We start from the raw sequence: 13048 nt of genomic DNA on the forward strand, positions 1-13048 counted from the left end.
CTGCACAGACCCATGAACCTTTACCTGTTGGCGGCCCTGGCCGCCTTTTTCCTTTTCCAGTTGCGCACTCGCGAGCAGCGCCAGCGCATCGCCTTGCTGGCCGAGCAACTGCGCCGCTACCAGATCGAGCCGCTGATGGAGCGCCTGACCGAGGGCTACCAGCGCGCGCTGGCCGAGTCCGATCCCGAGCGTCGCCAGTCGCTGTGGCAGCAGCATGGTGCCAGCGAGCTGGCGCTGGCCGACCAGGTCGGCCGGCTGGCGAACGATTTCGCCCGCCTCGACGCTGCCCAAACCAGCGTCAGTCGCATTCCCCTGCCTTACGCCACCCGTTGGTGGCCGCAGACCAGCTTCGATTTCCGTCAGCTGCTGGCGCTGCATGCGCGCGGACTGGCCGCGGCGGCGAGCCAGGAGTTGGCGCGCTCGCCGCAGGATCGTGCCTACACCCTGCTGGCCGAGATGCTGCTGCTGCAGCACAGCTGCCACTGGTTCTGCCGTTCGCGTCCGGTCGCCAGCGCGCGGCTGCTGGCACGCCACAAGACCCGTCACGACCAGGTCCTGCAGTCGGTCGGCGCGGCGACGCGCGAGGGCTACGGCCAGATCGTCGGCACCTGAGTCCGGTCAGCCCGCGTATCCCAGGGCCTCCTGGCTGCTTGCCCCCCTGTTGTCGGCCGCCTACACTGGTCCGGCGGCCTGCCTCCGTCTGGCGGAGGTGCCCATTACAACAAGGGGAGCGGATGAGGGACTTTGCACTACCCGGAGCGGGCCAGGCCGATGAGGCCGCCGCCCTGGCGCTGTATCGGGCGCGCTGTGGCTATTACGACTGGCAGCTCGCGCCCTACGAGGCGATCCGCCGCTGTGCGGTCGAGCGCCTGGGCCTGCAGCGCGGCCAGATCGTGCTCGACATCGGCTGCGGCTCCGGCATGAGCCTGGATCTGCTGCAGCAGGCGGTCGGACCCGAGGGCCGGGTGATCGCGATCGACCAGAGCCCCGAGATGCTCGAGCAGGCGCGCCAGCGCGTCGAGCGCGGCGGCTGGAGCCAGGTTGAGCTGGTCTGCAGTCCGGTCCAGCAGGCGAGCCTGCCGGCTCGGGCCGACGCGGCGCTGTTCCACTTCACCCACGACATCCTGCAGACACCGGCGGCGCTCGACCATGTGCTGTCGCATCTGGCGCCCGGTGCGCGGCTGGCGGTCAGCGGGCTCAAGTGGGCGCCGCCGCTGTACGGCATGCTCAATCCGCTGGTCTGGTGGAATGCGGTCCAGTCGGTCACGACCTTGGCCGGGCTCGACATGCCCTGGGCTGGACTCGCGCTGCGCGGCGCCCGGCTGACGGTCGAGCCCCTGTGCGGCGGGGCGCTCTACCTGGCCAGCGGTCGCATGCCCTAGCCGGCCCCGGCCGGGGTGCTGCCCGGCTTCAGCTCTGGTGCAGCAGCCTGACCAGGTCGACCACCGACCGGACTCCCATCTTGTCGAAGATGCGGGCGCGGTGGACTTCGACCGTGCGCACGCTGATCCCGAGCTGGTCGGCCACCAGCTTGTTCGGCATGCCGGAGGCAATCCACTGCATGACGGCCTGCTCGCGCTCGGTCAGGCCGGCAATCCGTTGCTGCAGCTCTTGGCTGCGCTTGCGCTGGCTCAGCCGTTCGGCCGATTGCTCCAGCGCGCATTCGACCCGGGCCACCAGCGCGTTGTCCGAGAAGGGTTTTTCGCAGAAGTCGAAGGCGCCACGCAGCACTGCGTCGACCGCGGTCGGCACATCGGCATGGCCGGACAGGAAGATCACCGGCATCTGGGCGAACCAGGGCTGCTCGCGCAGGTGCTCGAACAGCGCCAGCCCGCTCATGCCCGGCATGCGCAGGTCGAGCAGCGCGCAGCAGGGCGAGGACGGACCTCCGGTCCAGCCCTGGGCTTCGGCCCAGAAGGCATCGGCACTGGCGTAGGGGATGCTGAGCAGGCGGCGCGTGCGCAGCAGCCAGCCCAGCGAGTCGCGTACCGCGTCGTCGTCGTCGATCAGGAATACCGTGCCGTCTCTCGTCATGCCCCGCATCATAGGGCGGCCGGCAAGGTGAAGCTGAACCGGGTGCCGCGCGGCGAGTGGCGCGCGTAGCCCAGCGCTCCGCCATGCTGCTCGACCACGGTGCGGCACAGGCTCAGCCCCAGGCCCATGCCCTCGCGCTTGGTCGTGAAGAAGGGCGTGAACAGGCGCTGCGCCACCTCGTCCGACAGGCCGCTGCCATGGTCGGTCACGCTGAACGAGACCCATTGCCGTCCGCTGCCGGCCTGCGTGGGCGCCGGCGCTGCCCGCAGCTGCAAGGTGCGCAGGCCCGAGGCCGGCGGCGGATCGCCCGCCGGCATGGCCTGCAAGCCGTTGCGCACCAGGTTCAGCAGCACCTGCTCGACCATGGTCGAGTCGCACCAGACCGGCGGGCAGCCGGGTGCAATGTCCCACTGCACCTCGATGCCGACCTTGCGCGCCTGCAGCTGCACCAGCGGTGCGATGCCGTCGAACAGCAGCTGCGGCGCCACGGCGCTGCGCTCGCGCTCGCGCCGACGCACCAGGTCGCTGACGCTTTTGATGACCTTGCCGGCGCGCTCGGCCTGGGTCGCGATGCGCCGCATCGCTTCCTCGAGTTCCTGCCGCAGGTCGGCGCTGTCCTGGTCCGGGTCCTGCAGCAGGTTGAGCGAGCCGTTGGCGTAGCTCGAGATCGCCGCTAGCGGCTGATTCAGCTCGTGGCTGATCAGCGACGCCATCTCGCCCGCCATTGCCAGCCGGGCGGTTGCGGCCAGCCGTTCCTGCGAGGTGCGCGACTGCTCCTCGATCTTGCGCTGCGCGCTCAGGTCTAGCACCGCGCTCATCCAGCCGGTCTGCTTGCCGATGCCGTTGATCAGCGGGGCCTCGACGATCAGCACCGGCAGGCGGGTGCCGTCGGAGCGCAGGTATTCCGATTCGAAGCCCTGGCGCGGCAGCGGCTGGCCGGCCTGGCGGCTGGTCTGGCGCTGCAGGTATTCCTCGACCCGGTCCGATGGCCAGTAGGGGGCTGGATCGCTGGTGCCGATCAAGGCCTCCGGCGGCAGTCCGACCAGCTGGCAGAACGCCGGGTTGACATAGGTGATGCGGCCCTTCATGTCACGCGCGCGCAGTCCGGTCAGCAGCGAGTCCTCCATCGCCTTGCGAAAGGCCAGTGCCTCGCCGAGCCGGGCTTCGGTCTGCAGGCGCTTGCGCACGTCATAGCTCAGCAGCGCGAGCATACCGACCAGTGCCATGGCCAGTAGGGTCAGGGTCGAGCTCAGCGCCTTGGGCCTGAGTCCCTTGAGTTCGCGTGCCTGGTCGACCCGCAAGGTGTAGGCGCTGCCGGGCAGCTCCAGCAGATGCACCGCTTCCACCGTGTTGCGGTCGCGCGCGGCATGGCCGGCGATGGCCAGCCGGGTACCGTCGGATTCGGTCAACGCGACGCTGAACGAACGGTAGGCTTCGCGCGCTTGCAGCTCGCCCAGCAGATCAGTCAGGCCATAGGTCATGACCAGGAAGCCGCCATCGTCGGGCAGGGGCAGGCACATCTCGAGCAGTTCCTGGCCGCGGCCTTCCTGCAGCGGCAGGAAGTAGCTGGTCGAGTAGGCGGGACCGGCGAAGCGCAGCGCGTTGGCACAGGCCTGCTTGACATCAGGCTGGACCTGCGAGCGCGGCATGTGGTCGAACAGGAAAGGCAGGAAGGGGCTGGCCTGTGCCAGCCGGATCTTCAGCTCGGGGCTGCGCCATTCGATGCGCAGGATCTCGCGGTTGCTCAGCAGCAGCGCAGTGGCCCCGCGCTGCCAGGCCGCATCGTCCGGCCTGGGCGCTTGCAGCCTTTGCAGCGCCTGCACGTTGTGGCTCAGGTCGGAGCGGATCTCGGTGACCATGTCGACCGCGACCTGCTCGAGCTCGCGTGCCAGCCGACTTTCCTCATAGGCCCGGGCCAGGAAGACCAGTGCGCCCAGCAGCAGCAGCAGCAGGACGCACAGAGCCGACCACAGCCACCAGCGGCCGGCTCCGAGCGACAAGTTCAATCACTCCTCCACGAAGGCTTCCTCGCGCTTCTTCTTGATAGAAGGCGAGAGCACGATCAGCAGCAGCAGTGCGGCGACGGCCAGCAGCGAGGCCGAGATCGGACGCGACACGAACACGCCCCAGTCGCCACGCGACAGCAGCATGGCGCGGCGCAGGTTTTCCTCCATCATCGGGCCCAGGATCAGGCCCAGCAGCAGCGGTGCGGGCTCGCAGCCGAACTTGACGAACAGGTAGCCGATCACGCCGAACATGCCGGTGGTCCAGATGTCGAAGGTGTTGTTGTTGGTCGAGTAGACGCCGACCGCGCAGAACAGCACGATGGCCGGGAACATCCAGCGGTAGGGCACCGACAGCAGCTTGATCCAGAGGCCGACCAGCGGCAGGTTCAGGATCACCAGCATCAGGTTGCCGATCCACATCGAGGCGATCAGGCCCCAGAACAGCTCCGGGTTGCTGGTCATGACCTGCGGGCCGGGCTGGATGTTGTGGATCGTCATCGCACCGACCATCAGCGCCATCACGGCGTTGGGCGGGATGCCCAGCGTCAGCAGCGGGATGAAGGAGGTCTGCGAGCCGGCGTTGTTGGCGGCCTCGGGTGCGGCGACGCCGCGGATATTGCCCTGGCCGAACGGCACTTCGCCCGGCTTGAGCTTGGTCTTCTTCTCGATCGTGTAGGCCGCGAAGGACGACAGCAGCGCGCCGCCGCCGGGCAGGATGCCGAGCGCCGAACCCAGCGCGGTGCCGCGCAGGATGGCGGGCATCATGGCCTTGAAGTCTGCCTTGGTCGGCATCAGGCCGCTGACCTTCTTGGTGTTGAGCGCGCGTTCCTCTTCCGGCTTGGCCAGGTTCTGGATGATCTCGCCGTAGCCGAACACGCCCATCGCGATCACGATGAAGCCCAGGCCATCGGTCAACTCGGGGATGTCGAAGGAAAAGCGTGCCACGCCCGAGTTGACGTCGGTGCCGACCATGCCGAACAGCAGGCCCAGGATGATCATCGCGATCGCCTTCAGCAGCGAGCCCGAGGCCAGCACCACGGCGCCAATCAGGCCCAGCACCATCAGCGAGAAATACTCGGCGGGCCCGAACATGAAGGCGACCTCGGTCAGCGGCACCGCGAAGGCAGCCAGCACCAATGTACCGACCGAGCCGGCGAAGAAGCTGCCGATGCCGGCGGCGGCCAGCGCCGGACCGGCGCGGCCCTTCTTGGCCATCTGGTAGCCGTCGAGCGCGGTCACGACCGAGGAGGCCTCGCCCGGCAGGTTGACCAGGATCGCGGTGGTCGAGCCGCCGTACTGGGCGCCGTAGTAGATGCCGGCCAGCATGATCAGCGCGGCAATCGGCGGCAGCGCGTAGGTCGCCGGCAGCAGCATCGCGATCGTGGTCACGGGCCCCAGGCCCGGCAGCACGCCGATCAGGGTGCCGAGCAGGCAGCCGAGCAGCGCGTAGAGCAGGTTCTGCATCGTGAAGGCGACGCTGAAACCGAGTGAGAGGTGATCAATCAGATCCGTCATGATGTTTCCTTTCAGGCGCCGACGAACCAGGGCCAGACCTGGAAGGTCAGTCCGAGCATCTTGACGAATACGAGATAGCTGCCGACGGTCAGGATGGCCGACAGCATGATGGCGCGCTTGATGCAGAAGTCCTTGCTGGCCAGCATCGACACGAAGGTCAGGCCGATGATCGCGACGATCAGGCCCATGGCTGGCAGGCCGACGCTGGGCAGGCCGCCGAGCAGCAGGCCGAAGATCAGGTTGGCGCCGATGATGAAGATCAGCGGCCGCCAGGCGAAATGGCCGATCTCACCGCCCGGCTGCGGCTTGTTGCCGAAGGACTGCAAGGTGATCAGGATGCCGAGCCCCGCCAGGATGACGCCGAGCACGAGCGGGAAGTAACCCGGTCCCATGCGGCCTGAGGTGCCCATGTCGTAGTCACGGGCGCCCAGCGTGAAGGCGGCACCCGTGAGCGTGAACATCAGCCCCGCAAGCAGATCTTTTTGGCTTTTGATCGCCATATGTACTCCTGTCATGATTTTTATGGTGACCGCATTGTCCACCAGCCACCATGACAGGAGAATTGTGGAAGCTACTTAGGCCGCCAGGCTCAGCCGCAGCTGCCCAGGTGGCCGCACTGGGTGCAGTACTCGCAGCCGTCCTTCTTGATCACGGCATGGGCGCCGCATTCGGGGCATTTCTTGCCGGCCATCACGGGCGGGGCTTCGGAGGCCGGCGCGGCATCCTGCTCGGCCAGCGGCAGGTCGAGCTGCTCGGACTGCTCGTTCTGGCGCGAGCGCAGCAGCAGGATGTTCTGGATCGCAAACGCGATCGCTGCCACTTCCGAGTCGTGCCACATCGGAATGCGGACCCCGTCCTCGCGCTCATGCGTGCCCAGGCGTACCGGTCCGCGGTCCCAGGCCACCTTGCGCATGTCGCTCAGTGCGCGCTCCAGGAAACCACCGCGCGCGGCCAGCGACAGCAGGCGCATGCTCGAGGTGATCCACTGCTGCGACTCGTTGCTCTGGCCGACCGGCATGAAGAACTCGACCGCGCGGTCCACCGTCTTGCCGTTGCCGTCGGCCACCGGCAGGAAGGACACGATCAGGTACAGCGTCTTCTGGCCTTCCTGGGTCCAGTACTCGAGCTTCTCGGCCACCGCCGACAGCGCGCCCTTGGGGCGGCTCTCGATCACGGTGCGCATCGGGTCGAACGGGACTGCAGCTGGCACCGGTGCCGCGGCGGGCGCCGGGGCAGCGGCCGGAGCCGGTGCCGGAGTAACTTCGAGCACCGAGCCTAGGATGCTGTTCGGGCGGTAGGTCGCCAGGCCCTTGAGGCGTGCGTTCCAGGCCTGCAGGTACAGGTCCTTGAAGTCCTCGTAGCGGTAGTCGGCCGGTACGTTGACGGTCTTGGAGATCGCGGTGTCGACGAAGGGCTGGACCGCCTGCATCATGCCGATGTGGTCGGCCGCCTTCATCTCGAGCGCGTTGACGAAGCCTTCGGGCAGCTGCTCCGGGTCGCCGCCGAGTTCCTGCCACAGACGCCAGGCATGGTCCTGCACCTGGTACTCGCTGCGGCTGCCGTCGGCCTCGCGCTTCTTGCGGGTGTAGGTCCAGGAGAACGCCGGTTCGATGCCGTTGGAGGCGTTGTCGGCGAAGGCCAGGCTCACGGTGCCGGTCGGCGCGATCGACAGCAGATGGCTGTTGCGGATGCCATGCTGGCGGATCGCCTGCTGGATGTCTGCCGGCAGGCGGCTGGCGAAGGTGCCGGCCTGCAGGTAGCCGTCGGCGTCGAACAGCGGGAAGGCGCCTTTTTCCTGCGCCAGCTCGACCGAGGCGCGGTAGGCGGCGTCGCGCATGGCTTCGGCGATGCGGGCGGCCATCGACCGGCCGGCTTCGCTGTCGTAGCGCAGGTTCAGCAGCGTCAGCGTGTTGCCCATGCCGGTGAAGCCGACGCCGATGCGGCGCTTGGACTTCGATTCCTCGTTCTGCTGCGGCAGCGGCCACCAGGTCAGGTCGAGCACGTTGTCGAGCGCGCGCACCTGGAGTGCCACGACCTGCTCGAAGGCCTCGAAGTCGAAGCTGGCCTCGCCGTCGCGGCCGAAGGGATGGCGCACGAAGCGGGTCAGGATCACCGGACCCAGGTCGCAGCAGCCGTAGGAAGGCAGAGGCTGCTCGCCGCAGTTGTGCACCACCAGGCCATTGGCATCAAAGGCATGGACATCGTCCACCGTCACGTCGTAGACGGTTTCCTCGCCGTCGGCTTGCAGCGATTCGACGGTGGCAATGAAGCGCTCGCGGTTGAGCTCGCGCCGGTAGCTGGCGAGCGACTGCTCCAGTCGCGCGGCCTTGTCCTCGTCGGCAAAGCCGATCCGGTCGGCGAACAGGCGCAGGTTGTCGCCGCTGATCACCAGCTCGTGCTGTGCTTGGGTGGGGTATTCGCTGCTGCCGCCTTGGCCATTGGGCAGCAGGCTCAGGCCGGCCGGGCGGCGGTTGCGGTACAGCGTGGATACGATGCCCAGGCGTAGCAGCATGCGCTGCGCGCCTTCGAGCAGCTCGGCGTCGCTCTGCGACAGGCGGATGCTCACGCCCTTGTCCTGCGTGCCTTGCACGCTGCCGTCGGCATCGAACAGGCCGCGCAGCATGCCTGCGGCGAAAGCCGAGGATTGTTGCTCGATCGCCGGCGTGATGCACTTGTTGCCAACGCTCAGCCCCAAGCTGAAGGCCAGATCGCGCAGTGCAGTGCTGGCCAGACGGGCTTCGCCGTGGCTGGCCAGCGGACGCTGGAAGCCCTTGAAGTCGGCACGATGCGCCAGCGTGGCGGCAGCGGCCTCGGCCGCCTGCATGATGCCATTGCCGGCGCGCAGGACCGGACCGTCCTGGCCGACCAGGCGCAACTCGGGCGCCCAGACCGACAGCACGGCCTTGTCGGCCTTCAGCGTGCCGTCACCCAGCAGCAGGCCGATCAGGTAGCCTTCGGCCTCGTTGCCCTGGCCGCTCCAGCCCGTCAGCGCCCGGTGATCGTTGAGCACGATCTCGTCGCCCGCCTGCAGTTGGCCGGCCTCCACCCAGTCGAGTTCCAGGCTGTGACGGGTCTTGCGGGCGACACGGCGCACGCGGTGGTCGGCGGTCAGGCGCAGGCGGTAGCCCTCGCGGGTACGCAGGCTCAGCACCGGCTTGTGTCCGGTCTCGAAGAAACCCTGGCTCTGCAGCCGGTAGCTGCGGCCGTCGATCACCGCCTTGAAATCCTGGCCGATCAGGCTGGCGACCTGGCGCGGCCCGTCCTCCGTCATCACCCAGGTGTCAGCCGTGACACAGGGGTTGGTCGCGGCGATGGTCTCGCAGTAGCTCAGGTTGTTGTCGGTGTTGATGTTGTCCAGGAACAGGATGCCCGGCTCGGCGAAGTCGTAGGCCGACTTCATCACGGTGTCCCAGAGCTCGCGCGCCGGCAGGGTCTGGTAGACCCAGAGACCGTCCTCGCGCATGTGAGCGCCGGCGGCCAGCAGGGTCTCGCCCGGCATGGCGCGGTGCACCAGCTGCCAGTCGGCATCAGCGACCACGGCCTGCATGAAGGCGTCCGACACGCCGACCGAGACGTTGAAGTTGTTCCAGCGACCCGGGGTGCGCTTGGCGGTGATGAACTCGCGCACGTCCGGATGGTCGATACGCAGCACCCCCATCTGGGCGCCGCGGCGCGCGCCGGCGCTCTCGACCGTCGAGCAGGACTGGTCGAACACATTGATATAGCTGCAGGGGCCCGATGCCATCGAGGCCGTGCCCTTGACGCGCGCGCCCTTGGGGCGGATGCGCGAGAAGTCGTAGCCGACGCCGCCGCCGCGGCGCATGGTCTCGGCAGCTTCGCGCAGCGCCTCGTAGATGCCGGGGAAGCCCTCGTCGTCTACGCCCTGGATGCAGTCGCCGACCGGCTGCACGAAGCAGTTGATCAGCGTGGCCTGGATGTCGGTGCCGGCGGCGCTCATGATGCGGCCGGCGCCGATCGCGCCGGCATGCAGGTTCTGCAGGAAGCGCGCTTCGTATTCTTCGCGCAGCTCGGGCTGCTCGACCGAGGCCAGCGCGCGCGCGACGCGGGCGTACAGGTCCTCGATGCTGGACTCGTCGCCCTTGAGGTATTTCTCGCGCAGCACGTCCAGGCTGATCGGTTGCGGGGCCATTGCGTGGGCCGACAGATGCAGGTCGTCGAGTTTCATCTTCATCCTTGGGTCTGGTGGGGGCAGCCGGGTAGACCGGTGCCGCAGGGCGGGCAGTGGGAGGCGCCAGCAGGGACACCGCTCGGACTGCCGAGCCCGAAAAACTTGCCGCCCGCTCATCTGGGCAGCGAGCCGATTTTAGCGGCGAACGCGATTCGGCACTAGATGTAGTGCCGGAAATTATTTTCCTCACTACATCTAGTGTTTGTGCTAGGGGCTGTGCGTTGCAGTTTCGTCCCCGGGGCGGCCCGCTTCAGATCACTGGCCAGGGATCGCAGGGCATGTCCGCCAGCCGGCCTGGCCGCTGCAGGGCCGTCAGCGCTTCGGCATCGGTGCGGTAAAGCGCCAGCTGGGGCGAGGCGCGCAGACAGTCCGCGCGCCGCAGCGCCTGTTCCACCGGCAGCTTGATGCCACTGATGTGCAGCCTGATGTGGCGCGTCTGCAACTGCCGCACCAGCTTGGCGAACAGCTCGACCCCGGTGGCATCGATCCGGTTGATCGGCTGGGCAAACAGGCAGACCTGTTCGGTCTCCGGGTGCCGGGCCAGGTACTCGATGATGGCGCGCTCGAAGTCGGCGGCACTGGCGAAATCCAGCGCTGCATCCATGCGCAGCGCGTAGGTGCGCGCGGCCAATGGCGGCAGTTTCCAGAGCAGGCGGTCGCGCAGGCTGCCGTCCGGGTGCTGTCCGACCTCGATGATGCGCGGGCGCAGGCGCTGGAACACGAACAAGCTCAGCGCCATCAGCACGCCGGCCAGCACGCCCCAGTACAGTCGCGGCGCTGCCAGCAGGGTGACGGCAAAAGTCACGCCGGCGATCACCGCCTCGACGCGCGAGATGCGCCACAGGCGTGCGAACTCGCGCGGCTTGATCAGCCCCAGCACGGCGACCAGCACGATCGCGGCCAGCACCGCCTGCGGCACATGGCGCAGCACCGGCGTGAAGACCAGCAGCGCGCCGAACACGACCGCGACCGAGAACAGCGTGGCCCAGCCGGTGCGCGCGCCCGCATACAGGTTGAGCGCCGAGCGCGAGAACGACGAACTGGTCGGGAAAGCGCCACTGAATCCCGAGGCCAGCTTGCCCAGGCCCTGGCCGATCAGGTCCTGGTTCTGGTTCCAGCGTTTGCCTTGGCGCTCGTTGTCGACCTTGGCGCTGGAGGCAGTCTCGAGGAAGCTCGCCAGCGTGACGATCAGCGTCGGCAGCAGCAGCTGGGTCAGGGTGGACAGTTCGGGCAGCGCCGGCCAATACAGCGCCGGCAGGCCCTGTGGCAGCGCGCCCACCACCTGACCGCCACCGGCCTCGAAATCCAGTGCCCAGGACAGCGCCGCGCTGGCCAGCACGATCAGCAGCACCGAGGGAAAGGCCGGCTTCCAGCGCCTGGCCAGCTGCAGCAGCGCCAGGCTGGCCAGGCCGAAGGCCAGCGAAGGCCAATGCAGGGCGGGCGCCTGCAGCCATTGGTCCCAGCTCAGCTGGATGCCCAGCAGATCGCGCAGCTGCGAGCCGATGATCAGCAGCGCGGCCGCCTGGGTGAAGGCCATCAGCACCGGCGCATTGACCAGGTTCAGCAGCCAGCCAAAGCGCATCAAGCCGAGCGCGACCTGCAACAGTCCCGACAGCAGGGCCAGCCAGACCGCCAGTTCGACCCAGCGCGCACTGCCGGGCTCGGCCAGGCCAGTGAGCGAGGCGCTGACCAGCAGGCAGCTCAGCGCGGTGGGCCCGACCGACAGCCGGACCGAACTGCTGAACAGCACTGCCAGCAGCGCCGGCAGCATCGAGGCATAGATGCCGGTCACCAGCGGCATGCCGGCCAGCGCCGCATAGGCCACGCCCTGCGGAATCACCATCAGGCCGACGGCCAGCCCGGCCATGGCCTCGCTGCGCAGCAGCGCGGCGTCGGGCCTGGGCCAGGACAGGAAGGGGAGCCAGCGTTGCAGTCGCTTCATGGCCGTAGGTCGTCAGCTCGGTTCATCAGCGTTGCGGCATGTCCTTGTAGGAATAACCCAGGCTGATGGTGGCATCGAGCGGGATCGGCGGCACCGAGTCGTTCCAGGCTTCCCAGCGCGCCCGCATCGCTGCCAGCCGTTCGGGCTCGCGCGGGCCCAGGTTGGCACGCTCGCGCTCGTCGGCCGGCAGGTTGAACAGATAGTCGTTGCCGTCGACGCGCAGGTATTTCCAGTCGCCGTCGCGCAGCGCACGCTGGCCGCGGTGGTTCATGCGCCAATACAGCGGCCGTGCAAACTCCTGCTGTTCGGCCTGCAGCACCGGCAGCAGCGAGACGCCGTCGAGCGGATAGTCCGGATCGGCCGCGACACCCGCGGCCGCCAGCATCGTGGCCGACCAGTCCATCGTCATGCAGGACTGGGTGCTGTTGCGTCCGGGTGCGATCACCGCCGGCCAGTGCGCGATCCATGGCACCCGGATGCCGCCCTCGGTCAGGTCCATCTTGCCGCCGACCAGCGGCCAGTTGTCGGAGAAACGCTCGCCGCCGTTGTCGCTGGTGAACACGAGCAGGGTGTTGTCGAGCTGACCATTGCGCCGCAGCGCCTCGACCAGCCAGCCTATGCCTTCGTCCATGTGGTGGATCATGCGGCGGTAGGTGTGGATGTTGCCGCCATGCAGGTGAAACAGGTTGTCCTTGACCTCTTTGGACAGAGCTTCGTCGTCGCGTGTCTCCCAGGGCCAGTGCGGCGCCGTGTAGTGCAGGCTCAGCAGGAAGGGGGCATCCTGCTGCGCCATCCGGTCGACATAGTCGACCGCGCGCTGCGACAGCAGGTCGGTCAGGTAGCCTTCCTCGCTGTGCGCCTCCTCGCCAAAATACAGGTCATGTGTGCCGCTGCTGCTGCAATGGCTGAAGTAGTCGACCCCGCCCGACATCGGGCCGAAGAACTCCTCGTAGCCCGACTGGAGCGGGCCGAAGGCCGGCGGATAGCCCAAGTGCCATTTGCCGATCAGCGCGGTGCGGTAGCCATTGTCCTTGAGCAGCGAGGGCAGGGTCGGAATCTCGGGCGGCAGGCCCAGCACCGTGCTGCCCTTGCTCTTGCTGTTGATCGGCTCGTCGGCGCCGCCGCGCAGGCGGTACTGCCAGCGCGCCGTGATCATGGCAAAGCGGGTCGGCGAGCAGACCGGCGAGTTGGAATAGCCCTGGGTGAACTTGAGCCCGTTGGCCGCCAATTGGTCGAGCACCGGCGACACCTGACCGAATTCGGCCTCGCGCCCGCCATAGCAGCCCAGGTCGGCAAAGCCGAGGTCGTCGGCAACGATGAAGATGAAGTTGGGTTTTTTCATGTTGGAGCTCCTGCTGGCGC

9 protein-coding genes are annotated in these 13048 nt (G+C 67.9%); 2 read left to right on the top strand and 7 right to left on the bottom strand.

The genetic code is table 11. From position 1 onward, the window contains the following. Window positions 1–12 precede the first annotated feature (12 nt). Together C6P61_RS00715 and C6P61_RS00720 are read left to right on the top strand one after the other, a co-directional pair. Window positions 13–612 carry a hypothetical protein gene (locus C6P61_RS00715; RefSeq protein WP_105728007.1) on the top strand — a complete coding sequence of 200 codons (600 nt, stop codon included), beginning with the start codon at window positions 13–15 and terminating at the stop codon, window positions 610–612. Window positions 613–734: 122 nt separating this feature from the next. Then, entirely contained in the window at window positions 735–1382 is a 648-nt protein-coding gene (locus C6P61_RS00720) for a class I SAM-dependent methyltransferase (protein ID WP_105728008.1), read from the top strand. A 28-nt stretch (window positions 1383–1410) separates the two neighbouring features. Here C6P61_RS00720 and C6P61_RS00725 read toward each other — a convergent pair whose 3' ends face one another. The 7 genes from C6P61_RS00725 to C6P61_RS00755 form a co-directional block, all read right to left on the bottom strand. After that, on the bottom strand, window positions 1411–2034 hold the full coding sequence (locus C6P61_RS00725) for a response regulator transcription factor (RefSeq protein WP_244908706.1): 624 nt from the start codon (window positions 2032–2034) through the stop codon (window positions 1411–1413). Window positions 2035–2042: 8 nt separating this feature from the next. Beyond that, window positions 2043–4040, bottom strand: a complete 1998-nt coding sequence (locus C6P61_RS00730) for an ATP-binding protein (protein ID WP_105728009.1) — start codon at window positions 4038–4040, stop codon at window positions 2043–2045. Next, window positions 4041–5555: a tripartite tricarboxylate transporter permease gene (locus tag C6P61_RS00735; protein ID WP_105728010.1), complete on the bottom strand. Its 1515-nt coding sequence runs from the start codon at window positions 5553–5555 to the stop codon at window positions 4041–4043. It lies immediately after the preceding gene. Window positions 5556–5566: 11 nt separating this feature from the next. Next, complete coding sequence (locus tag C6P61_RS00740) at window positions 5567–6055, bottom strand: tripartite tricarboxylate transporter TctB family protein (protein WP_105728011.1); 489 nt, start codon at window positions 6053–6055, stop codon at window positions 5567–5569. Window positions 6056–6144: 89 nt separating this feature from the next. After that, window positions 6145–9741 (bottom strand): LAGLIDADG family homing endonuclease, encoded by a 3597-nt coding sequence (locus C6P61_RS00745; protein WP_105728049.1) that lies wholly within the window; start codon window positions 9739–9741, stop codon window positions 6145–6147. A gap of 253 nt (window positions 9742–9994) precedes the next feature. Then, window positions 9995–11686 (bottom strand): SulP family inorganic anion transporter, encoded by a 1692-nt coding sequence (locus C6P61_RS00750; RefSeq protein ID WP_105728012.1) that lies wholly within the window; start codon window positions 11684–11686, stop codon window positions 9995–9997. Window positions 11687–11711: 25 nt separating this feature from the next. Beyond that, window positions 11712–13028, bottom strand: coding sequence for a sulfatase family protein (locus C6P61_RS00755; protein WP_105728013.1), 1317 nt, complete (start codon window positions 13026–13028; stop codon window positions 11712–11714). Window positions 13029–13048 lie beyond the last annotated feature (20 nt).

This window comes from Malikia spinosa (assembly GCF_002980625.1).
GTDB classification, from domain to species: Bacteria; Pseudomonadota; Gammaproteobacteria; order Burkholderiales; family Burkholderiaceae_C; genus Malikia; species Malikia spinosa.